This is a genomic window from Providencia sp. PROV032, assembly GCF_028484875.1.
In the GTDB taxonomy this organism is placed as follows: Bacteria; Pseudomonadota; Gammaproteobacteria; order Enterobacterales; family Enterobacteriaceae; genus Providencia; species Providencia rettgeri_E.
Window position 1 is genome coordinate 274,120 of the sequence record NZ_JAMPSX010000003.1, and the last position, 23,660, is coordinate 297,779.

Genomic DNA, 23,660 nt, shown 5'->3' on the forward strand with positions numbered 1-23,660 from the left:
GTCATGAGCCAACTATTTAATGCCGCCAGTCTTGCACGTGAAAATGTTAAAACCATGACGCCTTATATGTCTGCGCGACGTTTAGGGGGAAATGGGGACGTTTGGCTCAATGCCAATGAATATCCGCTTGCACCTGATTACCAATTCAGTGAACGTAACCTTAACCGTTACCCTGAATGCCAACCGGTTGCAGTGATCAATAACTACGCGGCTTACGCCAAAGTTAAACCCGAGCAAGTACTCGTTTGCCGTGGAGCCGATGAGTCCATCGAGTTGTTAATCCGCGCATTTTGTGAACCAGGCAAAGATGCGGTGATGTTTTGCCCGCCAACCTATGGCATGTATAGCGTCAGTGCAGAAACCTTTGGCGTTGAACAAAAGAAAATCATGGCGTTGCCAGACTGGGCATTAAACGTTAACGCGATCCGTGAAAATCTATCCAATACCAAACTAATTTATATTTGCAGCCCGAATAACCCAACAGGCAATATCATCGACAATAAAGATTTACGCGAAGTGCTAGATATGGCTGCGGGCCGTGCATTAGTCGTTGTCGATGAAGCTTATATTGAATTCTGCCCAGAATACAGTGTGGCAAGCTGGTTAGCGCAATACCCTAACCTCGTTATTTTAAGAACCTTATCCAAAGCCTTTGCATTAGCCGGTTTACGCTGTGGTTTTACCTTAGCGTCCCCTGAAGTAATTGAAGTGCTATTGAAGGTTATAGCCCCTTACCCTTTATCAACCCCTGTTGCGATGATTGCCGCTCAAGCTCTTGAACCTCAAGGCATTGAGACGATGAAAAACCGCGTAACAACGATAACAGAAGACCGCATTGCACTTTGTGAGGCTTTGCGCGACTTATCGGTGGTTGAACACGTTTATCCAAGTGAAACTAACTATATTTTGGTACGTTTTATCGATGGTAATAAAGTGTTTAAAGCCCTGTGGGACCAAGGCATTATTTTACGTGACCAGAGCAAACAACCCGGTCTCATTAATTGCCTGCGTATTACTGTTGGGACAGAAATAGAAAATACCCGTGTTATTGAAGCTATTGCAGCACTTTGCTAATTAGGAATGACTCATGAGCCAGAAAATTTTATTTATCGACCGTGATGGAACATTAATTACCGAGCCGCCAACCGACTTCCAAGTTGATAGCTTAAGTAAACTCGCCTTTGAAAAGGCGGTCATTCCTAGCTTACTTGCCCTGCAAAAAGCGAATTACCGCTTAGTGATGATAACCAATCAAGATGGCCTAGGCACCGATAGCTTTCCAACTGCAGATTTCGAGCCACCGCATAATTTAATGATGCAGGTATTTGAATCACAAGGCGTTAAATTTGATGAAGTATTAATTTGCCCACATAAGCCTGAAGATAACTGCGCTTGCCGTAAACCTAAACTTCAGTTGGTTGAGCGCTATTTAGATAGCAATGTCCTTGATAGCGAAAATAGCTATGTGATTGGTGACCGTGAAACCGACATTCAACTCGCTAAAAATATGGGTATCAAAGGGTTACGTTATAACCCAACTGAACTTGACTGGGAAACCATCACTGCCCAATTAACAAAACGCAACCGCCATGCACTGGTCAAACGCGTCACAAAAGAGACCAATATCCAAGTCGAAGTGTGGTTAGACCAAGAAGGTGGCAGCAAAATTAGCACTGGCGTGGGCTTCTTTGACCACATGTTAGACCAAATCGCCACTCACGGCGGTTTCCGGTTAAACATTGAGGTCAATGGTGACTTGTTTATCGATGACCACCACACCGTGGAAGACACCGGCCTTGCACTAGGTGAAGCACTGAAAGTGGCACTTGGCGATAAACGCGGTATCGCACGTTTTGGTTTCGTGCTGCCAATGGATGAATGCCAAGCGCGCTGCGCGCTGGATATTTCTGGCCGCCCACACCTTGAATACAAAGCCGAATTTAAATACCAACGCGTCGGTGACTTAAGCACAGAAATGATTGAGCACTTCTTTAGCTCGCTTTCCTATGCAATGGGCTGTACGTTACACCTGAAAACCAAAGGGAAAAACGATCACCACAAAGCAGAAAGCTTGTTTAAAGTGTTCGGCCGCACACTGCGCCAAGCAATTCGTGTTGAAGGGGATACGTTACCTAGTTCGAAAGGGGTTCTGTAATGAACGTTGTCATCCTTGATACCGGCTGCGCAAATTTAGCCTCCGTAACCTATGCGGTGAAACGCCTAGGCTATAACCCTGTAGTGAGTCGCGATACCAACACCATTTTACAAGCCGACAAAGTCTTTTTACCCGGTGTCGGTACGGCTAGCGCAGCCATGGAAAAGCTCACTGAACGTGAATTAGTTCCGTTAATCAAAGCACTTACCCAACCGGTGTTAGGTATCTGTTTAGGTATGCAATTACTCGGTTCCTTTAGTGAAGAAGGCCAATCTACGGTGCCATTACTGGGGTTAATTGATAGCCCTGTACAAAAAATGGATGCCAATGGGCTTCCAGTTCCACATAGCGGTTGGAACCAAGTCAAAGCGCTAGCAGGAAACCCACTGTTTCGCGATATCCCAGATAACGCCTATTTCTATTTTGTACACAGTTATTCGATGCCAATTTCCAGTCATACCATTGCGCAAACCCAGTATGGCAACCCGTTTAGCAGCGCGGTGAATTGCGATAACTTCTATGGTGTCCAATTTCACCCAGAACGTTCTGGCACCGCGGGTTCACGCTTGATTCAAAACTTTTTGGAGATGTAATTACCATGATCATTCCTGCATTAGATTTAATTGATGGCACGGTGGTGCGATTGCACCAAGGGGATTACGCCAAGCAAACTGATTATGGCAATGACCCGCTCCCACGTTTGCAGCAATATGAAAAAGAAGGGGCAAAATTATTGCACCTCGTAGATTTAACGGGTGCGAAAGACCCGCAAAAACGCCAAATTCCACTGCTCAAAAAATTATTAGCGGGCGTCAGTGTTCCTGTACAAGTTGGTGGTGGCATTCGCACTGAAGAAGATGTTAAAGCCTTACTCGAAGCCGGAGCGACTCGTGTCGTCATTGGTTCAACGGCGGTCACTCAGCCTGATCTGGTCAAAACCTGGTTTGAAACCTATGGTGGCGAAGCCATTGTCCTTGCCTTAGACGTACGTATTAATGATAAAGGCGTAAAAGAAATCGCCATTAGCGGTTGGCAAGAGAACTCAAATTTAACGTTAGAACAAGCCATTGAAATATATCGCCCTTATGGCTTAAAACATGTCCTTTGTACGGATATTTCCAAAGATGGAACATTGGCGGGTTCTAATGTGAATTTATACCAAGAAATTAGCCAAAAATTCCCTGATATTGCTTTTCAAGCATCGGGCGGTATTGGGGATTTAGACGATATCGCGGCTATCCCGCCATCTGGTGCAGCTGGCGTGATTGTGGGTCGTGCATTATTAGAAGGTAAATTCACCGTTGCGGAGGCAATCAAATGTTGGCAAAACGCATAATTCCTTGTTTGGACGTTCGCGACGGTCAAGTGGTTAAAGGTGTCCAATTTCGTAACCACGAAATCATCGGTGATATTGTTCCATTAGCACAACGCTACGCCCAAGAAGGCGCTGACGAACTGGTGTTTTATGATATTACCGCCTCGTCTGATGGCCGAGTGGTAGATAAAAGCTGGGTTGCTAAAGTCGCTGAAGTGATTGATATTCCTTTTTGCGTCGCAGGGGGGATTAAAAGTGTTGATGATGCTGCACAAATTCTCTCTTTTGGCGCTGACAAAATTTCCATCAACTCCCCTGCATTATCTGACCCAACATTGATCAGCCGCTTAGCTGAACGCTTTGGCGTACAATGTATCGTCGTCGGTATTGACACTTGGTTCGATGAAAGCACAGGCGAATATCTCGTTTACCAATTTACAGGAGATGAAAAACGCACCACACAAACCCCGTGGAAAACTCTTGATTGGGTAAAAGAAGTGCAACAACGTGGTGCGGGTGAAATTGTGTTAAATATGATGAACCAAGATGGTGTACGCCAAGGGTATGATCTACAACAACTCAAGAAAGTCCGAGAAGTCTGCCAAGTGCCATTAATTGCCTCTGGCGGTGCAGGTGAAAAAGTGCATTTCCTTGATGCCTTCTCTGACGCAGGTGTTGATGGCGCGCTTGCCGCTTCTGTATTTCATAAACAAATTATTAATATCGGTGACTTAAAACAATACCTAGCCGAAAATGGAGTTCAAATTAGAGTATGTTAACCACAGAACAATGTAGCCAACTGGCATGGCAAAAAGTCGATAATCTGATGCCTGTTATCGTACAGCACGCGGTTTCAGGTGATGTGCTAATGCTTGGGTATATGACCCCTGAAGCACTAAAAGTCACTTTAGACAGCCGTAAAATCACCTTTTTCTCTCGCACAAAACAACGTTTATGGACGAAAGGCGAAACCTCCAATAATTTTTTAAATTTAGTGGATATCTACCCTGACTGTGACAGCGATACCCTGCTGGCTCTCGCACTGCCCGATGGCCCTACTTGCCATAACGGCACACAAAGCTGCTTCGCGCCTGCACAGAGTGACTGGGGCTTTTTGTTTGAGTTAGAAACCTTACTCAAAGAGCGTAAAACCGCTTCCCCTGAAAGCTCTTATACCGCGCGTTTATATGCGAGCGGTACTAAACGTATTGCGCAAAAAGTGGGTGAAGAAGGGGTTGAAACCGCATTGGCGGCAACCGTTAATGACCGCGCAGAACTGACCAATGAAGCCGCTGATTTGATGTACCATTTAATGGTATTACTGCAAGACCAAGAACTTGATTTAAGCACGATAATCAAACGCTTAAAAGAGCGCCATCAGTAATCGATAAACTGCCAGCCTCGCTGGCAGTTTATTTTATGGGTGCAAAATAGCCTCGATTTGCGCATCACTCAGTGAAATTCCAAAAAATTTCAGGTAAAAATCGGCAGTCTCTTGTTTTATATCGATATCCGCAAAGCGCTCAGGATAAAGCGTTTGTGCTAACCATAAAAATTGCAATGCTTCTTCTGAGGTTTCACGGCACCACCAAAACATCCCTTTTGGGTTGACATACACCCGTTGATTTTTTACCGCGCTAATGGCTTTCCATTGGGAAGACGTTCGGATGATATTGGCATCTTCTTTATTCATTGCGACAATTACATCGGGATTGGCTGCAATAATCGTTTCCAGTAATACCTCACCTGAGTTATTTTTTTTATCCGAAAACCAAGTTTCAGCCACATTTTTGGCTCCCGCTAGATCCATCCAATCTTGATTTAACGAAGGGCGCCCCGAGGTAAATAATGTATTTCCCATACTATGATACACACTGCGTTTTTCTGCTTCTGTTAACCCGACTAAGCGTTCATTTACCAACCTGATATTACGGTCAAAATAGCGTTGATATTCAATCGCTTTATTTTGTGCATCTGGTCCTAATTCTTTTGCTGTGGCTTGCACCCTTTCTTGTAACGATTTTAATGAATTTGCAGGGTACTCCACAACTTTTACCCCTGCACTTTCCAGTATATCCCGTTGAGGGACTTCCATACCTTTCGCCACAAACAATAATTCCGTACGTAATGAAATTATTTGCTCTGGATTTAATTGATTACTAATACTGATAACTGGAACATTATCAATATTGGGTAACATTTGACGAAATAGTGGAATTTTTTTCGCTATCATTGATGTACCAACGATTTGCTCACCATAACCCAACATCATAATAATGGTGTTCTGTGCAGGCCATGGTGTTGCAATACGCAACTCGGGGTTATCCGTTTTTGCATTTAATAAGCTACTGACGAGTAGCCCGGCAAGCAAAATCACGGATTGTAAGAACGTTATTTTTCTCATCTTAATGCCCCTTCTTTACTTCATCATAAAGAAGGGTGCTCCTTACAGTTATTGTTCGGCTATTAAAAATCAAATGTGACAGTTGCGCGAACTTCACGGCCAGAGCCTAAGAATGCGCTATTACCGCCACCTTGGCCGTTATTGCCTGATGGGAAAATAGACGCCCAATAACGTTCGTCTGTGACATTATCGACCGAGAGGCGAATAGTGGTGGGGACTTGGCTAATTTTCGTACTATAGCGAGTTCCTAAGTCTAACGTTGTGTAGCTACCAATCCAACTTGAGTTAGTATCATTTGCTGCTCGTTTACCGGTGTAATGCACATTTGCGCTGTAAACCAACTCAGGCATAGCTGGCAGCGCATATTCAACTAGCATATTCGCTTGGACTTTTGGAACTCCAACCACGCGTTTGCCCCGAGTGGTTGGAGAGCCTGTGTCTTTCAGTTTAGGGTCTAAAAATGTTATGCCGCTATAAACATTTAACCCCTGCCACACATGACCTGTGGCGGTTAACTCAAGCCCTCTATTCACTTGCTTGCCTTGCTCACGAAACACACTATCGCTATCCACATAAGCAAATGGCCGCTCTAAATGGAACAGTGCCGCACCAAGGTTTAAATCAGCCACATAGGCTTTAACCCCCACTTCATATTGCTTACTACGATATGGGTCTAAAGTCTGCCCTTCATTTCTAACGCCTTGTCCTATCAGAGCCGTATCCCCTTCCTCCAATGAGTCTGCATAACTTACATAAGTCATCAATTGTGGAGTAATTTTGTACATCACGGCAGCATTTGGGCTTAACCCCTTGGCGTTAGTTTGGCTGGTTTTATGGTTCTGTTTGTCAAAATTACGACTTTCTATCCAACTTTGGCTGAGATAAAACATCGCTGACCATTGTGGGTCAAATGTAACGGTATCGCCGATAGTGATACTTTGTTGACTATTTTCCGCAGATTTATAGCGTGAACCGCCCGTGTAAATTTTACCATTTGCAGGTTCTATCAATGACGATGGGTGGTACATATTCGTTGAGCCAAGGTCATAGGCCGTAGCTGCCCCCTTTGCACTATAAATAGACCAAATATAGCCATTCGTCGCGAATGATAAATCGTGTCCGATAGCCCCCGTGTCTACATGTCCATTAAGTGTCGCTGAGTTACTAAGTACACGAAAACGCCCAGAAGCCGGAGAGTCACGGAGTGAACGCTTAATGTCTCCTTTATCGTTGACCACCATACTGGTCACCGTGCGCATCGCTCTATCTGCTTGTTGATATCCGACTGCGGCATTCAATGTCCAATCTTCATTAAAATCATGAAGTAAGCGAGTACTCACTGTATCTGTGGTTAAATCATTCCCCGCGGTGTGCATAGCTAAGTTTTTATCTTGCGGATCCGGTGCTTTTGGTAAATTAATTTTAGGGCCATAGCTGAAGCTCCCCACATACCCTTTTTGTACAAAGTTATAGTGGCTAGCATTGAGCTGTAACTGTGTCCCCGGTTGAATGTTCCAATCAAAGGCAACAGAAGCCAACTTACGACGTAGAGTGCTATCCTTTAAATTTCCCGTTCCTTCTTCATCCATTAAGTTTAAACGATAACCAAAGCGCTTATCTGTATCAAAATATCCCCCAAGATCAACATGGCCGCTATAGGCATTGCGACTTTGATAACCTAAAGATAAGCGCTGAATATCTTCAGGGCGTTTTGCCGTGAAATTGAATTGACCCGCAGGGCTAGAAGGACCGTACAAAGACCCCGTAAGGCTATTAATAATGTCCACCCTATCCAACATTTCAACCGGAAATGCCGTTGTAGAGACGACATACAAGCCATCTAATCGACTATTCGCTACGACACTTCCTTGCATCCCACGGCTTTGTGGGCGTCCCACATCCATTCCTCCACGTGCTTGCATTTGAGTACTCGGGGCATATTTAAGTAATTCACTGATACTTTTCGCTTGCTGATTATCAATCATTTCACGACTGATTGTTGTTGTGGAATAGGGAGTATCAATCCAATCCAAATCCCCTAACGGGCCTAAATCAATTTGAGAGGTAAAGAAGCCCGCGCCGGCTTGAGCTTCTGTTGTGACATCCCCTGAAGCCGCTGTCACCAACATTTTGTCTTGCTTGGAACTCGTAGGTTGCTCAGAGGATTGTGCTGCAACAAATGATGGGGCGATCCCTGCAATAAGAGGCATTAGAACATATAAATTTATTTTACGTTTCATGTTATCTATTTTCGTTATATAAAACTTTATATTACCGAGAATAAAATGCACCGTAAATGATCAAACTCAATTCTTAACAATATGTATTCTCATTACCCCATTGAAATATTGTTTTATAATCATTTGAATTTATTAAAAATAAAATAACAGGCAGGATATCCAATAGAAAAAAGCAGCATTAAGATAGCAATACAGATAAAAACAGCATCTGATATGCAATTTAAAAAATTTCCCAACAGTATGATTTTAGATTCATTTCTTTTTACGATTGTATCTCTCAATGAACTTGATATCATTCCCTGCTATTGATGTGGTTTTAAAGGGAAAAAACGGTGTCTGAAAATTCTATTTTTTTGCAACTCACACAATTACTTGATAAAAATAATGCCAAATATCGGGTGATGGAGCATCCCACTGCAGGTAAATCAGAAGAAGTGGCGAAAATACGTGGTACGCAACTTGGTCAAGGTGCTAAAGGTTTAGTCTGTCATGTAAAAGGAAATGGGATCCGCCAACACGTACTGGCAATTTTACCTGCCGATAAACAAGCTGACTTAAATAAGGTTGCCACCGCGATTGGCGGGACTCGCGCATCCCTAGCAAGCCCAAAGGAAGTTGATGAGCTCACTCAGTGTGTATTCGGGGCAATCCCCCCTTTTAGTTTTCACCCCAATTTAAAATTAATTGCGGACCCACTACTTTTTGAACGCTTTGAAGAGCTCGCCTTTAATGCAGGTACATTAGAGCGCTCTATTATTTTAAATACAGAAGATTATCAAAGAATAGCTGCACCGACTTTAGTTGAGTTTATTCGCACAGAAGAAAATTAGTTTTGTATTAAAAAAGGGTATTCCACAGAATACCCTTCAATAAAAACTAACTAATCAATCACTGATCATATTCCTGACTGGCATTTTTTAATGCCACAAAATCGGAAGCACAAATAAACCGCTTTAGTGCGGTAAACTTCTCTTCCGGCCAATCATAAATTTTCAATGCGAGTAATTCAGTAATAATATCTGGCGAAAAACGATGTTTTATTACCTTTGCGGGGTTTCCGCCAACGATGCAATAGGGCTCCACATCTTTAACTACCACGCTATTCGTTGCAATAACCGCGCCTTCACCAATTTTCACACCTGGCATAATAAAGGCACGCATACCTATCCATACACCATCAGAAATTACCGTATCCCCTTTCCCAATATAAGCTTCCTCGATATATTCAAGAAATGGATACAAACAAAACCAATCCATGCGATGTGTATGGTTTCCCCCCATTAAAATAACAGCTTCGCTACCAATACAAACGTAGTCACCAATATAGAGTTGCTCCACATCCCACGCTAATTGCCAATCTCGACTTTGTTCGTCTCCCTGTAGATAGCGCACAACTGAATTTTCAAACCCACCATCCCAGCAGTCGCTATAGTAGCTATGTTGGCCTTTAACATGAATGTTAGGATTTTGTACGACTTCGTGTAGTAGTTGATATTTTGACCAATGCTTTTGATTCATGGTAATAAAACCCTTAATTTGTTTATCGTTACCATAGAACGCTTTCTATGGTGATGTATCCGCGTTCAAAACACATCACACTGAGTAATCATTGGTTTTTTTAGTCGTGGATTATTCAATTTAACCTCACTAATTCAAATAAAATTAGTTCCCTCACTCATAGTACGCTTTCTAATACTGAGGGCATCATTTAGGAGTAACTATTAAAGATTTCATCTTTTTTTTAAAGATATTTTATTTTACCATCAATTACAACTTCTCGTTGCTCCCAAGAAACAATAGATAAGATGATATTTTATGCCAAATAAACAGTTAAGCCCTTCCTCTCCTTTATTATTCATTAATAGCGTAAATAACTACGCACCGTCAATTAAAAAAAATTATTCATTTCTGGATACTAAAAGTGAATTTAATTCTATTATCGATTACTTTCACTTGATATCTGAAATTAACAAATCCTTCGATAACACCTCATTCTTTCAAAATGAAAATTATAAAAACTTTTTCAATAATAACCGACACACGAGTGATGTAAAGGGGGAGTTAAAAGGAAATGTATTTTTCGCTCAAGCTAATATTATCCCATCTAAACTCCATATAGATGGAGATAGCAAGCCTAAATTAGTTAAAGAGCGAAAAACATTAATTATGTTTAAACCTCATGCACATATCCCTGAATTCAATGAGATTCAATTAAATATTTATGATAAGAATGATGAGCTAATAATAAACAAGCTACTATCCCCTCCATCTAAACTCCCAAAAATAGCCAATAACAGCCTAAAAGAAACTAATTTATCGCCTCATGATTTTAAATCGCCAGTAAAATTCGACCTTATCATTAGGTCTAACAGTGAATTAATCGAAATATCCCAAAATCAAAACCACTTACATGAAACAATATTAAATAATGATAGAATAAACTTAAAGCTTAATCATGTAGAAAAACCGTTTATTCTACATAATAGCATCAACTATAGCGGTAAAACGGTAACCCTACACAACACTAATAATAATGAAATTGAAGTTAACTATGGTAATAACACCGTCACTCTACCATCAAAATCAGCGACTCGATTTATATGCGATGAAAATGGGTATTGGCTAACAAAGAACGACGTTAAACAAATAAAATATTACAGCCCACCTAAAAAAACACATCCAAACACGCTTCCAATTATCGATTATGAAATTGGTAATCTACCAGATATAGATGGAGAAAAAATAGATGCCGAGTTCTTCGAAGATATTCTAGAAAAAAATGGCACCATAAAAATAACTAAAATGGATTATGATAGAGTCAAAAAACTCACACTCATGCAGAACAAAAAATTCGCCTCTAAAAAAATTATATTTACATCAGAATCCGAAGAGCCCACCTTTATCCAAACTAAAAATAAAGTTTACGAACTAAAAAAAGACGGTTTATTACTATTCCATTGTAATTCTAATGGAATATGGAAAAATATTTTAGTTCCTGATAACAAATCAAAAATTAACGATTCACATCCGAGTAAATTCGATATTACTGTTGATAATAATAAAGCGATTAGCGAAATTTCCAAAAAGCAAAAGCACTTCAATCAATTAATAAAAAACAATAATTCGATTAAAATATCCACAAGTGATGGTAATTGGAGTCGTGACTTCACTCTTGATAAAAATGATGCATTTCATAATAAAAAAATACTATTTAGTTCGAATGCATCATATAGTAGCCAAATTCATTATGGAAAAAATACCTTGAAGCTACAAACGGGTGAAAGTATCCTTTTTACCTATGATTTAGATAAAAAATGGGTTCCTATTAATCAAAATAATAAAGAAAACTTTATTAACAACTTCGAATATATCGAGAACACATGGTCTACGACAATCCCAAAAGAATATATCCATCCTGAGATAAAACTTGAATTTATTTATCAAGGTCAGAAAAGCATGTTATCTCATATTGATGTAGGTGCACCAAATGAGTTACTCATTAATACTTTTGATATTGGATTGCTGACACCACCAAGAGACACGCTTCTTTTTCTAGATAAATTTGAACTAAATCGTCAGTATTATCAAACGCTCCCAGTCAAAAAACTCATCGTTTCTCGCTACGAACCCATCCATTTATTAAAAGTGGTTATGCCTGATGGTCGAGTTTTTACAGACAAAGCCCCCGATGAAGGAGGCGGCCATAGTGGTAGCATGAGAGAGTGGATCACGAAAGACTTTTACGCCAACGGCGTTAATATGGCAAATTATGGTGTCAATAGTTCGGCTCCTGATGCTGATTCTTTTGTTCCAACCTCCCAGATAACGGCTTATAACTCGGTTGGACTGTATCAAAATGGTAGAGTCGTCCACGGCTGGTCTGGTGGTGGAGGTAAAGCAACCTTAAATAGGACAGATAGTAACGAACTTAGTCATGAATTTGGCCACAATTTTGGCTTAAGTGATTATTATGGGGGAGATGAAGGCGGCTCCCATGCAACCGCAAATAAAAAAAATTCAACTTGGCTGTGGGATTCAGATAATAACTATTTTATTCCAAATACATATCAAGATGGTACATTAAACCATGATGCAATGAGTGGAGGTGAAGCTTATGATACTCGTTACAACGCTTATACGGCTTATACGCCTAGCTCTTTCATTGCAATTCAAAATAGATTGGAAAATAGCTATGTATTTAGTCCTGAATCAAAAACAGGATACAAAAAATGGGATCCAGAAATAAAGGAAATGGTAGATGCATACTTAGACCTTTCCCCATTTAATACCATCGAGTTTACTGCAATAAATGGTTCAGATATTACAGTTAATGACTTAAACTCACTATTAGAAAAAAGCAATAATGTTATTATTTATAATAAAAATGGTTATCACGCCCCTAAAATTAATATTCCACTCGCAGATAAAAATAATAAAAATGCTATTTTAAGAATACAATCATCTGCAGATTGGGATAGTGAAATTCATATTAACAACCAGATTGAACCAATCAAAAAAAATGATTTAATTTGCTATATTTCAGATGGTTACAATTGGAAGAGAAAAGATAATAATGAAACAGTTCTCTATAAAGTTCCCTATAAACAAGGAGTACCTGTTGTGACCTTAATGGGGTTCTATGACCCTAAAGATGTAATCGATAGCTATATCTACCCTTCTTTATATGGGTCTTATGGCATGGTTTATAGCCATGATAAAAAAACAAACACTCAAATGCCATATTTAGAGGTTATTTTTGAAGATGGAACAATAAGCCACTACCAACTTAATAACTTCCGTTCAAATGAAGAGATGATGAATAAGTTTCATATTAATATTGAACGAAGTTTAAATCCTATAAAAGCTAATCTTTATATTGATAATAAAATTGTTCATTCTAGAGAAATTGAAATCAAAAAGAATAAGCTCCTAACAACGATTAATGGTGATATTGCATAATATTATCTAAGTTATCACTAATTACCTAAATTAATTAGTGATAACTATATACGACATAACGAAAAATAAAATCTTCAAACGGCCTACTCTATATTGATTTAACAAGAGATAAACTCTTTTTTCTTGCAAGCAATCCAAACAAACAGCCTACCAACATAACTAATGCCAATGACATTTTTGGCGCGATAGGCAAACCGATTGCACAAAGTCCGAGAGTTGCTCCCCCTGCCATTTGAACAAATCCCACTAAGGCAGATGCGGTGCCTGCTTCATTACCAAAGGGTTCTAAAGCATAACTTGTCGCCGTTCCCATCATAAAAGCTAGCCCTGTACAAGCACAAGCGACAGGTAACATATAAACAAGCCAATGACTTTGTATTTCTATCGGCAATACGATAAAACCTAGCAATAATCCTAAGCAGCCAAGTGCCATCATTAAACTACCCACTAATAAACAGGTTGGTCGCCCTATTTTATGAATAAAGTAATTAGCGATATAACTGGCAAACATGATCCAAAAACCATTAACACCAAATACTATAGAAAACTCAAGCGGGGTTAATTCGGCATCCCCCATCAGCACAGTTGGTGCAAGTGACACATATGTTAATGCCATACCCATCGTGCCTGCGTTCACTAAAGCAAAAATAATAAATTGATGATTTCCCAAAATTCGCCAATAGGTTTTCAGCGGAATAACTTTGGCTTTAGGTAAATTAACTGGACGTGTCTCCGGTAACAAAAACACAATTAGCGCTAATATGACCAATGCATACAAAGCAAGAAACCAAAACGGTGCCCGCCAGCCCCATGCTTCTGCCAGCAGACCTCCTAGTAGTGGCGCTAACGCGGGAACAATATTTAATGTCCCATTTAAGAAACCAAAAGCGCGGGCCGCTTCTGTGCCATTCATTCGGTCACGAACACAACTAAATGCCACCACCGAAGTACAACAAACGGCAACCCCTTGTAATAAACGCGAGGCAATAAATATTGTGGGTGTTGTTGCCACAATAGCAACACCAGCACCAATGATGTACAACACGATGCCCAAAATCGCGATAGGTTTTCGACCATATCTATCAACTAATGGGCCCGAAATTAGCTGCCCTAATCCCAAAACCAAAATAAACAAGGCAATCGTAGACTGAATCACTGACTCACTACTTCCCAAATCCCTCGCAATATCAGGTATTGTTGGCAAATATAAATCAATCCCTAATGGACCAAGTAATACTAATAAAAGTAATAAGATAAGAAAATTACGCATAAACCATGCCTAGACTCAATAAATGTAGTTCAGAAAACATGCGATATAATCAATGATAATAAATCAAAAATTACCACAAAATTAATAAGTTACTTATAATTATAAATTAAACATTTTACTGCTCTTCAAAGTCAAAAAAGGCGCTAAACCTAGCGCCTTTTGTGTTATCAAAAATAAATGATAACGAATTTTATTCCATCCACTCAGTATGGAAAACACCGTCTTTATCGGTACGCTTATAAGTGTGAGCACCAAAGTAGTCACGCTGCGCTTGGATTAAGTTTGCAGGCAATACTGCTGAACGGTAGCTATCATAATAAGAAATAGCGGCGGAGAATGTTGGTGTTGGGATACCATTTTGTACGCCATAGCAAACAACATCACGCAGTGCTTGCTGGTATTCGTCAGCGATTTGCTTGAAATATGGAGCTAACAGCAAGTTGGCAATTTTCGCATCTTGGTTATAGGCGTCCGTAATTTTTTGCAGGAACTGCGCACGAATAATACAACCAGCACGGAAGATTTTTGCGATTTCACCGTAGTTTAAATCCCAATTATACTCTTCTGATGCCGCTTTTAGTTGTTGGAAGCCTTGTGCATAAGACACAATTTTACCTAAATACAGCGCACGGCGAACTTTTTCAATAAAGTCTTTTTTATCACCTTCAACCGCTTTTAGGACTGGACCTGTTAATACTTTAGATGCCGCAACACGTTGATCTTTTAAGAAAGAAATATAACGCGCAAAGACAGACTCAGTAATTAAAGTCAGAGGGATGCCTAAATCCAGCGCACTTTGGCTAGTCCATTTACCAGTACCTTTATTAGCGGCTTCATCGAGGATCACATCAACGAGATATTTACCCTCTTCATCTTTTTTCTTGAAGATATCAGCTGTAATTTCAATTAAGTAGCTGCTCAGTTCACCTTTGTTCCACTCAGCAAAGATACCTGCTAATTCTTCGTTACTGAGGTTCAGTGAACCTTTTAATAATGAATAGGCTTCTGCAATTAACTGCATATCACCATATTCGATACCATTGTGAACCATTTTCACATAGTGGCCCGCACCATCTGCACCAATATAGGTCACGCAAGGTTCGCCTTCGGCTTGTGCTGCGATTTCTTTTAAGATTGGCGCAACTAATTCATAAGCTTCTTTTTGGCCACCAGGCATAATTGAAGGACCTTTAAGTGCACCTTCTTCACCACCTGAAACACCAGTACCGATGAAATTAAAGCCTTGCTCGGATAATTCACGATTACGACGGATAGTATCAGTGAATAAGGTATTACCACCGTCAATTAAGATATCCCCTTTGTCCAGATGAGGAGTCAGCGAGGCAATGGTTTTGTCCGTTGCTTCACCCGCTTTTACCATCAACAAGATGCGGCGAGGTTTTTCCAGAGAGTCAACAAACTCTTCAATCGTATAGTTGGGAACTAATTTTTTCCCTGGATTTTCGGCAATCACTTCGTCTGTTTTATCTTTAGAACGATTAAAGATAGACACTGAGTAACCACGGCTTTCAATATTGAGCGCAAGGTTACGCCCCATGACTGCCATTCCGACAACACCAATCTGCTGCTTTGACATGAACAACTCCTGTCTGATTAGGACTAAGTCAGCCTCGACCGTGCTGACATTCTGTTAACGGGATCACATATTAACCTAGGATTGTGTTGCATGGTAGTTATTGATGCAATCGATGACGTATACAGGGCCATTTTTGTCAATATTTGTCCAACTAATGTGATTTTTTATTGATATTTCGTTCAACAAACCGCATTATTCACTCGTCGGTATAAGCCGTCATATCAGAAGGTAAAACAAACTGTATGGAATGGATCGCAGATCCTTCGATTTGGGCGGGCCTCGCTACCCTTATCGTTCTAGAAATCGTTCTTGGTATTGATAACCTCGTCTTCATCGCCATTCTGGCCGATAAGCTCCCGCCAAAGCTGCGTGATAGAGCCCGTGTAACTGGACTTTTATTAGCCCTGATTATGCGTGTTGCGCTTCTATTTAGCCTGTCATGGCTCATTACCCTCACGAAACCGATATTAACTCTCTTTGATCACGCCTTTAGTGCCCGAGACTTAATTATGTTAGTGGGTGGTCTATTCCTCTTGTTTAAAGCCACAATGGAGCTAAACGAGCGGTTGGAGGGGAAAGACGAACATGCCAATACCCAAAGAAAGACATCGAATTTCTGGGCTGTTGTTGCACAAATTATTGTTCTTGATGCCGTATTCTCATTGGACTCGGTGATCACCGCTGTCGGTATGGTTGACCATATCGGTGTAATGATTGCTGCTGTAACCATTGCGATGGTATTAATGATTTGGGCAAGTAAGCCGCTAACAAGCTTTGTTAACCAGCACCCAACCATTGTCATACTGTGTTTAAGCTTCTTATTAATGATTGGTTTCAGCTTAGTTGCCGAAGGTTTTGGTTATGCCATTCCTAAAGGTTATCTATATGCTGCAATTGGCTTCTCTATCATGATTGAAGTCCTAAACCAATTTGCCCAATTTAACCGTCGTAAGTTCCTAACAGGCTCTCGCCCATTACGTGAGCGTACGGCAGAAGCTGTATTACGTATTCTTAGCGGTAATAGTGAGCGTGGGGAATTAGACCCCCATACTTCTGACCTTATCGCTGATAATCAGTCGGTTTTTGATCCCCAAGAACGTTTGATGATTGCTCGCGTACTTGGCATGGCTCAGCGCAACGTTGAAAGCATCATGACTTCACGCCATGATGTGGACTATCTCGACATTAGTAAATCTTCTGCAGATTTACTGCAATTAATGGAGAAGAACCCACACTCACGTTTAGTTGTCATTGATGAAACTATCAGCGATGAACCTGTCGGTGTTGTACATGTGATGGATTTGGTTAAACAGCAATTAAAAGGCCAGCCATTAAACTTGCGTGCGCTGATTACCCAGCCGTTGATCTTCCCTGAAGGGTTATCACTGTTAAAGGCGCTTGAGCAATTCCGTAAAGCCCATACTCACTTTGCTTTTGTGGTGGATGAGTTCGGCTCTATCGAAGGTATCGTCACATTGACCGACGTAATGGAAACAATCGCGGGTAATTTGCCAGTGGGTGATGAAGAAAATGACTCACGCCATGACATTCAAAAACTGGATGATGGCACCTGGATAGCCAACGGCTTTATGCCACTTGAAGACCTCATCATGTTTATACCGATGGAATTGGATGATAAACGTGAGTACGAAACGATTGCTGGTCTTTTAATGGAACACTTACAACGCGTTCCAGAAGTGGGGGAGCAGATCACCATCAATGGTTGTATCTTCCAACCATTAGAAGTAAATAGCCACCGCGTCAATAAAGTATTAATCACTCCGCCAGCTCCTGAAGGGGATGGTTATGAGTATGAAGATGACTAATTAGTTTTATTTCTTTACTACAATACCGGCCTATAGAGCCGGTATTTTTTTGTCTAAAAACCGCAGATATTATCCCTTTACCCGTTAATAATAAAAACAGTAGCGTTTTATTAAAGAAATGAGCATTGAAACCCTTAATAATTCAGCCAATCAAATACAATTAACTTTATAAAGGTCATGTTATGAAAATTACAGTTCATCAACAAAATACAAACATTCAGGGTACAAATAGAAAAACAGGTAACTCATCGAAAGGTATAAGTGGACGCACTAACAACGTTAGTAACAATAATCAAGAATGTCCTGTGACTACATCAGAAAAAACCGTTCATAAAAAAGACATTACAAAACTGAATAATAACGTTACAGCTGGATTAAGTAAGATTAAATCAAAACTGGACGCAATTCTAAGCGACAAAATATCTGCTCCTTTCCAAAATAATGTAATCAATGAATTAAAGGTAGAACTAAAGGCGCTAACGACATCAGTCAATAACTATCAAAATAAGTTAAATAGCTCTTCATACGCACATAATAGTTCAAAGCAGAAAACAATCACTACGCTAGAAACTAAATTATCAACAGTGATTGGAAAGATGAGTAAGGCAGAAAGAAACAATCAGTTTAATGTTGTTAGAGATAAGCAAGTTCTTCTTGATAATACACAAAAAGCATCTGACTTAAGGCAGGGGAAAAAAAACCCATCCAAATTTGATGACCAGTAAATAAACACGACAAAGTAAGCCACCTATGTTAGGTGGCTACATGATGACATGTACCAAAGATACATCGATCATTACAATACGTTCAATAGATCATTCAGACCTTTATTTTCTTCTTTCTTTAAGAAATTACCAATGGCTTCTTTAGCTTGGGTCCGTAACTCATCACGCAGTAATTTTTCCACATCTAATTGGTATTTTAAATTATTCCAACCACCATAAATTCGCAGTGGAATAGTCATTGCTTGCAATTGCTGGACTAAACGTGAATCCCCACCCCAGCCATTAGCAATATTCACCCCTAAATTGACATTAATGGTTTCATTAGGAATATTTATCCGACCTTGCCCGCTAATATTAACTAAAGCTGAGGTTGCATTCATGGAGGAAATATTCAAATTACCTTTATTCAATTTACCGGCCACAGTGAATAAATCAACTTCCGTGAAATTTCCAGAATTGACTGGTGCATTAATCTTGCTGGTTACTCTAGAAACGGATTGCTGAATTAATAGCGGGATATTCAGTCCCTGTAATTTTGCATTTCTTAACTCAAAATTAACAGGCCCTTGCCACTGGTTTTTCACTGCATTGTCATCATAACCCACACCTGATAACGCCGCATTTAACGAAATAACCCCACTCAATTTTTGTGGCATATTGAAGGCATTTAATAACGGTGTTAGGTCGATATTTTTTAAATCTGGTTTTGCTGAAACATAGGCAGGCGTTGAGCTGTAATTAAATGTCACGGGTAATGAAAATTCACCACCAAAGGCTTTACCTTGCAATTTTGAAACAGTTAAACGCGGGGTTTGGTTCTGCGCTTCAAAAATGACGTCATTTACTGTCATTCCACGATAAATCAAATGATTTATTCCTAAGCGAATATTCGCGGTAAAAGCCTTTAACCCTGATAAGTCATACTGTTGAGGATTAGAGCCTGAAATAACAGGTTTAACACCTACACGGTTATTATTCGTTTCTGTTTCTGAACCAACATTTACCGAAGTCGTGCCTAATAAGTTATCTAAATCCAGTTTATCTGCGGCTAGTTCAATCACAATTTGCGGTGTATCGGTTAATTGGATACTGACATCCCCTGATAAAGCGCTTTGATTGGCCGTTATTGCCAGCTTGCTTAAACTCGCACTTTCCACCTTCCCTTTGGTGTATAGAAAATCACTGGTTATTTGCCCTTCAATACCACTTTCTGGCAAATCGACACCACTCAGTTTATAGTCAAACTGTGTTAACTCTCCGCTAATCTTTTGATTAATATCTGATAAATCGATATCCGCACGTAAATTAAACGCAAACTCTTGCTGGTTTTTATTTAGATTTCCACTGAATTTAACAGCGACCTGATTTTTATCACTTTTCTTCAGTGATAAATCAATGTTCCGCAGGTTAAATTCATCTTTAGATGTTTGCCAAATAACTAAACTATTAGAAATATTAATTTTTTCTATATCTAATAACCAGCTATTTTTTTCTTGTGAAGCCGTTGATGCCGGTGCTCCGCCAGGTGCTACAGGAGCGTTATGGTGAGTTTGGATTTCGCTATCTGGCGTTTTGCGGATAACAGCGCCATCGATAACAATTTGCTCAACAGAAAGCTTATGGGAAATGAGTGGCCATAACTCAACATCTAAACGCATATTATCGGCACTTAGAATAGGCTTAGCGGCATTCGGTGCGGTAAGGGAAATAGGCCCAGTAATAATGCTTAAAGTTGGCCATACATGCCAACGCATATCACCGTTGAATTCAAGTTGATAACCACTTTTGTTCTCTACTTGTTCAACAATATAATGACGAAAATCGTTCGGGTTCACTAGCATTACAAGTGTTGTTAGCCCGGCTACAATCACCACAAGTAAAATAATCAGTGTCGTCAAAAAACGTTTCATCCTTCCCTCTCTTAAATTCCGCTTGCGCTCGCCACAAAATGAACTCAAACCTATCCTTGAAAATGGGCGGAAATTACCTGTTTAATATCCATTAAACGTAACAATTTCCGCAAAGTTCACCGATTATCAGTCTTCGCTGATACGGCTACCAACAGCACCTTGTTGGTTTTTATATTTAGCATCTTGTCGACTATTATAAGGTCGATCCGCACTGCCGGATAACGGCTCAAAGCTTAATGCGCCAATCACCATACCAGGACGCAACGCTAACGGCAATTTACCTGAATTGTAGAATTCTAGCACGATTTGCCCATGCCAACCGGGATCAATTCGGTGTGCAGTGACATGCACCATCAAACCTAACCTCGCTAATGAAGAGCGCCCATCTAACCAGCCTACAAGGTTATCAGGGAGCGTAACAGACTCTAGCGTCACTGCAAGTGCTAATTCCCCTGGATGCAGGAAAAACGGCTCATCTTCATCAAGAACAATTTCATCACTCATGACGCGATCTAATGCGGCATTAACTTCATCTTTAGGGCCACTCAGGTCAATAAATGCGGCCGTGTGTCCTCGAAAAACGCGGAATTGATTCCCCAAACGAACATCTGCAGTTGCACCATTGATTCGTTCAACTGGTGGGCGTGGACTAATCACTAACTTACCATCATCCATCCATTGAATAATATCGCGGTCACAAAGACGCATGGTTGTTTCCCCCTTCATTATTTTAATTTCTGCGCGGTTTAATCTTGACAGAATTCGCCAATTTTCGCTTTCAAGATATCAATCGCAACACGGTTTTTCCCACCGCGAGGTACAATGATATCGGCATATTGCTTTGATGGCTCAATAAACTGCAAAAACATTGGGCGAACCGTTTTATTATATTGGTCAATAACGGAATCAAGCGTTCTGCCCCTTTCATTAACATCACGTTTAATACGGCGCATCAAACAAATATCGAGCGGTGTATCAACAAAAATAGAAAAATCCATTTCACCACGTAAACGTTTATCTGTTAATAATAAAATACCTTCAATGATAATGACTTTTTTTGGTTTAAACGTGATGGTTTTTTGTTTGCGTGTATGAGCGACATAGTCGTATTGTGGAATTTCTACTGCTTTGCCACTTTTCAGTGATTTGAGATGTTCATAAAGCAAACTGTGATCCATCGAGTTAGGATGGTCATAATTTACCTTAAGGCGTTCTTCCATTGGGATATCGGTTTGGTCTTTGTAATAACAATCTTCTGGAATAACACCGATATTATGATCACCGACCTGTTCCCTTAACTCACGGTATAACGTGCTTGCAATTAAGCTTTTGCCAGATGCAGAGGCTCCCGATATACCTACAATGGTACAGTGATGCGCTATGTCAGTCATAAAATGATAACCTGGTTGAATATTAGAAATGAAAATACACAACAGTAAAATGTCATGTTGGCGGAATTATAGGGGGTAATGGCGTGTTGTTCCAGCATACCTCAACAAAGTTCGCTAAAAAAACACCCATTTGAGAGGAAATGCCGTAAATCGAAGCGGACAAAATGTCATTTATACTCTAAAACTGTTTTTTTCCTTCTAATACTGCAATGCGATTTTCAATCGAGGGATGAGTTGAAAACACAGAATCCCCTTTATTAAAAATATAAGCGGCTTTTCGGTAAGCTTGTCCAGTCGTGCTGTCATCATATTCATGGGTTTCATGGTTACCTGAGATTTTTTTCAACGCACTTATCATGGCTTGGTTATCTGAGGTCAAATCCACCGCTGCAGCATCCGCCATATATTCACGGGTACGAGATAAATAAAAATAGAGGATTTGAGTTATCCACGGTAAAACAAAATTCAGAACTAATAGGATCATTTGCGCTTTGTTCGCCGCATTATTGCGACTGCGCCCTTCTGTTCGAATAAAAATCTGACTAAATAAATTGGTCACAGTTAAAATTACGTTGGCCAGAATGCCAACATACAAGGTTAATTTCGAATCACCATGAATAATATGGCCAACTTCATGAGCAAGAACCGCTTGAACCTCTTGCCGATTAAGTGTCTGTAATAAGCCTCTTGTCACCCCCACAAGGGCATTACGATTATTCCACCCTGCGGCGAAAGCATTCGGTTCATCCGTTTCTAAAATATATAAACGGGGAATGTAGCCTAAACTGGCACTTAAACTTAATTCTTCAATAATATTGAAAAGTTGCTTTTCTTGGGGGCTGCTCGCACTTTCTTGAGTAATTTCGCTGGCATTCATCCCTGCTAACATCATTTTATGACCTCTAAAATGAATATAAATTAGCCCAAGGAAAGTTAAGCCTAAAACAATCAATGTGGCGATAGGTAATTCATGAAATGTCACAAACATCATTGCATTATCGACTAAATCCAATTGTTCATTTGGATGCGTTGCAACATCCGTCAGTAAGCCAATAATTAGCATTAAAAAAATATAGCTCGCCACCACCAAACGTGTGCGAATATTATTTTTACGAATGACGTTTCTAAAATCCATAATATGACCTGTTATCTACCGCTCATAAAATATCGGAACACCATAAGGCATTCCGATGATTTATCACTTCAAAGGCTAAGCGATTTTTAATCGAAATTAATACGACGTGATTCCTCAGTCTTAATGGTTTCTTCATCAAGACGCCAATATTCCTTTGTAATTTTTAAGCTAGGAATCATGCCAACAATTAGCGCTGCGGGCATAGAAGCAATATACGCATTATAAGTTTCTAATGAACGGTTATAACCACGTTTAGCAAATGACAATTTATTTTCTGAAGAAACGATTTCTTCTTGTAAATTTGCCATAATGGCATCTGATTTTAGCTCAGGATAAGCTTCAACTGCGACATTAATTGCCCCACTTGTCACCATTTTTGAAAGCGCATCTTCGGCTTCACGGGCTTTATCCCCTGTCGCATTTTGTGCTTGTGTTCGTAGCTCAGTAATTTTACTGAACACTTCGGTTTCATGGCTTAAATATTTTTTAACTGTTGCTAATAAGCTATCAAATACTTTCCCGCGACGATCTAATTGAACTGAAATCTCTGTTTCACTCGAAATAACAGCTTCTCGCAATGCAACGATACGGTTATAAAAATAAATAACGATCAGCACCACGACAACAATAAAAATTAAAAATTTCATAGTCACCTTTTCGGGTTACCCGTAGAAAGAAAACTGATTAAATAAAAGATGTGGCTATTCTACGCGAACATGACTCAATAAAGAAA

At 40.0% G+C, this 23,660-nt stretch carries 20 protein-coding genes; 10 read left to right on the forward strand and 10 right to left on the reverse strand.

Annotated features, from left to right (window positions below; all coding sequences use genetic code 11):
• The first annotated feature begins 3 nt into the window (after positions 1–3).
• Genes hisC through hisIE form a run of 6 tightly spaced genes read left to right on the forward strand, consistent with a single transcriptional unit; the run spans position 4 to position 4,854 of the window.
• Positions 4–1,074: a histidinol-phosphate transaminase gene (gene hisC / locus PSF42_RS02600; RefSeq protein WP_213913484.1), complete on the forward strand. Its 1,071-nt coding sequence runs from the start codon at positions 4–6 to the stop codon at positions 1,072–1,074.
• Between the two features lie 13 nt (positions 1,075–1,087).
• Complete coding sequence (gene hisB, locus PSF42_RS02605) at positions 1,088–2,155, forward strand: bifunctional histidinol-phosphatase/imidazoleglycerol-phosphate dehydratase HisB (protein WP_125893286.1); 1,068 nt, start codon at positions 1,088–1,090, stop codon at positions 2,153–2,155.
• On the forward strand, positions 2,155–2,748 hold the full coding sequence (gene hisH / locus PSF42_RS02610; RefSeq protein ID WP_125893288.1) for an imidazole glycerol phosphate synthase subunit HisH: 594 nt from the start codon (positions 2,155–2,157) through the stop codon (positions 2,746–2,748). Before hisB ends, hisH begins: the two co-directional genes overlap by 1 nt.
• Before the next feature lie 5 nt (positions 2,749–2,753).
• Positions 2,754–3,491, forward strand: a complete 738-nt coding sequence (gene hisA / locus PSF42_RS02615; RefSeq protein ID WP_125893290.1) for a 1-(5-phosphoribosyl)-5-[(5-phosphoribosylamino)methylideneamino]imidazole-4-carboxamide isomerase — start codon at positions 2,754–2,756, stop codon at positions 3,489–3,491.
• Positions 3,473–4,249, forward strand: coding sequence for an imidazole glycerol phosphate synthase subunit HisF (hisF, locus tag PSF42_RS02620; RefSeq protein WP_125893292.1), 777 nt, complete (start codon positions 3,473–3,475; stop codon positions 4,247–4,249). The genes hisA and hisF overlap by 19 nt, the downstream gene beginning before the upstream one ends.
• Positions 4,243–4,854, forward strand: a complete 612-nt coding sequence (gene hisIE / locus PSF42_RS02625) for a bifunctional phosphoribosyl-AMP cyclohydrolase/phosphoribosyl-ATP diphosphatase HisIE (RefSeq protein WP_272679388.1) — start codon at positions 4,243–4,245, stop codon at positions 4,852–4,854. The genes hisF and hisIE overlap by 7 nt, the downstream gene beginning before the upstream one ends.
• A gap of 33 nt (positions 4,855–4,887) precedes the next feature.
• Here hisIE and PSF42_RS02630 read toward each other — a convergent pair whose 3' ends face one another.
• Together PSF42_RS02630 and PSF42_RS02635 are read right to left on the reverse strand one after the other, a co-directional pair.
• On the reverse strand, positions 4,888–5,874 hold the full coding sequence (locus PSF42_RS02630) for an ABC transporter substrate-binding protein (RefSeq protein WP_125893296.1): 987 nt from the start codon (positions 5,872–5,874) through the stop codon (positions 4,888–4,890).
• Between the two features lie 62 nt (positions 5,875–5,936).
• Positions 5,937–8,114, reverse strand: coding sequence for a TonB-dependent receptor (locus tag PSF42_RS02635; protein WP_272679389.1), 2,178 nt, complete (start codon positions 8,112–8,114; stop codon positions 5,937–5,939).
• A gap of 332 nt (positions 8,115–8,446) precedes the next feature.
• On the opposite strand from PSF42_RS02635, the gene PSF42_RS02640 reads away from it, so the two are divergent.
• Positions 8,447–8,944, forward strand: a complete 498-nt coding sequence (locus tag PSF42_RS02640; RefSeq protein WP_125893300.1) for a YbaK/prolyl-tRNA synthetase associated domain-containing protein — start codon at positions 8,447–8,449, stop codon at positions 8,942–8,944.
• A 58-nt stretch (positions 8,945–9,002) separates the two neighbouring features.
• On the opposite strand, the gene PSF42_RS02645 is transcribed toward PSF42_RS02640, so the two are convergent.
• The gene (locus PSF42_RS02645) at positions 9,003–9,632 is read right to left on the reverse strand and encodes a CatB-related O-acetyltransferase (protein ID WP_272679390.1); all 630 of its coding nucleotides are present in this window, start codon (positions 9,630–9,632) and stop codon (positions 9,003–9,005) included.
• Between the two features lie 297 nt (positions 9,633–9,929).
• Between PSF42_RS02645 and PSF42_RS02650 the strand changes: the two genes are divergently transcribed.
• Entirely contained in the window at positions 9,930–13,073 is a 3,144-nt protein-coding gene (locus PSF42_RS02650) for a M66 family metalloprotease (RefSeq protein ID WP_272679391.1), read from the forward strand.
• A gap of 88 nt (positions 13,074–13,161) precedes the next feature.
• Here the strand turns inward: PSF42_RS02650 and PSF42_RS02655 are convergent, their stop codons facing one another.
• Positions 13,162–14,343 (reverse strand): multidrug effflux MFS transporter, encoded by a 1,182-nt coding sequence (locus tag PSF42_RS02655; RefSeq protein ID WP_272679392.1) that lies wholly within the window; start codon positions 14,341–14,343, stop codon positions 13,162–13,164.
• 190 nt (positions 14,344–14,533) lie between these two features.
• Positions 14,534–15,940 carry an NADP-dependent phosphogluconate dehydrogenase gene (gene gndA, locus PSF42_RS02660; RefSeq protein ID WP_125893308.1) on the reverse strand — a complete coding sequence of 469 codons (1,407 nt, stop codon included), beginning with the start codon at positions 15,938–15,940 and terminating at the stop codon, positions 14,534–14,536.
• A gap of 242 nt (positions 15,941–16,182) precedes the next feature.
• On the opposite strand from gndA, the gene PSF42_RS02665 reads away from it, so the two are divergent.
• Together PSF42_RS02665 and PSF42_RS02670 are read left to right on the forward strand one after the other, a co-directional pair.
• Positions 16,183–17,766, forward strand: coding sequence for a TerC family protein (locus PSF42_RS02665; protein ID WP_213913475.1), 1,584 nt, complete (start codon positions 16,183–16,185; stop codon positions 17,764–17,766).
• Positions 17,767–17,948: 182 nt separating this feature from the next.
• The gene (locus PSF42_RS02670; RefSeq protein ID WP_272679393.1) at positions 17,949–18,491 is read left to right on the forward strand and encodes a hypothetical protein; all 543 of its coding nucleotides are present in this window, start codon (positions 17,949–17,951) and stop codon (positions 18,489–18,491) included.
• A gap of 71 nt (positions 18,492–18,562) precedes the next feature.
• On the opposite strand, the gene asmA is transcribed toward PSF42_RS02670, so the two are convergent.
• The 5 genes from asmA to PSF42_RS02695 form a co-directional block, all read right to left on the reverse strand.
• A complete protein-coding gene (gene asmA, locus PSF42_RS02675) occupies positions 18,563–20,401 on the reverse strand; it encodes an outer membrane assembly protein AsmA (protein ID WP_248467864.1) in 1,839 nt (612 codons plus the stop codon).
• 126 nt (positions 20,402–20,527) lie between these two features.
• Positions 20,528–21,109 (reverse strand): dCTP deaminase, encoded by a 582-nt coding sequence (gene dcd / locus PSF42_RS02680; RefSeq protein WP_004909269.1) that lies wholly within the window; start codon positions 21,107–21,109, stop codon positions 20,528–20,530.
• A 38-nt stretch (positions 21,110–21,147) separates the two neighbouring features.
• A complete protein-coding gene (gene udk, locus PSF42_RS02685; RefSeq protein ID WP_125893316.1) occupies positions 21,148–21,792 on the reverse strand; it encodes a uridine kinase in 645 nt (214 codons plus the stop codon).
• Between the two features lie 178 nt (positions 21,793–21,970).
• Positions 21,971–22,927: a zinc metalloprotease HtpX gene (htpX, locus tag PSF42_RS02690; protein ID WP_272679394.1), complete on the reverse strand. Its 957-nt coding sequence runs from the start codon at positions 22,925–22,927 to the stop codon at positions 21,971–21,973.
• A gap of 86 nt (positions 22,928–23,013) precedes the next feature.
• Positions 23,014–23,574: a LemA family protein gene (locus tag PSF42_RS02695; RefSeq protein WP_272679395.1), complete on the reverse strand. Its 561-nt coding sequence runs from the start codon at positions 23,572–23,574 to the stop codon at positions 23,014–23,016.
• Positions 23,575–23,660: the final 86 nt, after the last annotated feature.

Bases quoted from the DNA above. Each gene is read 5' to 3' on its own strand.
- hisC (WP_213913484.1), top strand. From the start codon at position 4: ATGAGCCAACTATTTAATGCCGCCAGTCTTGCACGTGAAAATGTTAAA.
- hisB (WP_125893286.1), top strand. From the start codon at position 1,088: ATGAGCCAGAAAATTTTATTTATCGACCGTGATGGAACATTAATTACC.
- hisH (WP_125893288.1), top strand. From the start codon at position 2,155: ATGAACGTTGTCATCCTTGATACCGGCTGCGCAAATTTAGCCTCCGTA.
- hisA (WP_125893290.1), top strand. From the start codon at position 2,754: ATGATCATTCCTGCATTAGATTTAATTGATGGCACGGTGGTGCGATTG.
- hisF (WP_125893292.1), top strand. From the start codon at position 3,473: ATGTTGGCAAAACGCATAATTCCTTGTTTGGACGTTCGCGACGGTCAA.
- hisIE (WP_272679388.1), top strand. From the start codon at position 4,243: ATGTTAACCACAGAACAATGTAGCCAACTGGCATGGCAAAAAGTCGAT.
- PSF42_RS02630 (WP_125893296.1), bottom strand. From the start codon at position 5,874: ATGAGAAAAATAACGTTCTTACAATCCGTGATTTTGCTTGCCGGGCTA.
- PSF42_RS02635 (WP_272679389.1), bottom strand. From the start codon at position 8,114: ATGAAACGTAAAATAAATTTATATGTTCTAATGCCTCTTATTGCAGGG.
- PSF42_RS02645 (WP_272679390.1), bottom strand. From the start codon at position 9,632: ATGAATCAAAAGCATTGGTCAAAATATCAACTACTACACGAAGTCGTA.
- PSF42_RS02650 (WP_272679391.1), top strand. From the start codon at position 9,930: ATGCCAAATAAACAGTTAAGCCCTTCCTCTCCTTTATTATTCATTAAT.
- PSF42_RS02655 (WP_272679392.1), bottom strand. From the start codon at position 14,343: ATGCGTAATTTTCTTATCTTATTACTTTTATTAGTATTACTTGGTCCA.
- gndA (WP_125893308.1), bottom strand. From the start codon at position 15,940: ATGTCAAAGCAGCAGATTGGTGTTGTCGGAATGGCAGTCATGGGGCGT.
- PSF42_RS02665 (WP_213913475.1), top strand. From the start codon at position 16,183: ATGGAATGGATCGCAGATCCTTCGATTTGGGCGGGCCTCGCTACCCTT.
- PSF42_RS02670 (WP_272679393.1), top strand. From the start codon at position 17,949: ATGAAAATTACAGTTCATCAACAAAATACAAACATTCAGGGTACAAAT.
- asmA (WP_248467864.1), bottom strand. From the start codon at position 20,401: ATGAAACGTTTTTTGACGACACTGATTATTTTACTTGTGGTGATTGTA.
- dcd (WP_004909269.1), bottom strand. From the start codon at position 21,109: ATGCGTCTTTGTGACCGCGATATTATTCAATGGATGGATGATGGTAAG.
- udk (WP_125893316.1), bottom strand. From the start codon at position 21,792: ATGACTGACATAGCGCATCACTGTACCATTGTAGGTATATCGGGAGCC.
- htpX (WP_272679394.1), bottom strand. From the start codon at position 22,927: ATGGATTTTAGAAACGTCATTCGTAAAAATAATATTCGCACACGTTTG.
- PSF42_RS02695 (WP_272679395.1), bottom strand. From the start codon at position 23,574: ATGAAATTTTTAATTTTTATTGTTGTCGTGGTGCTGATCGTTATTTAT.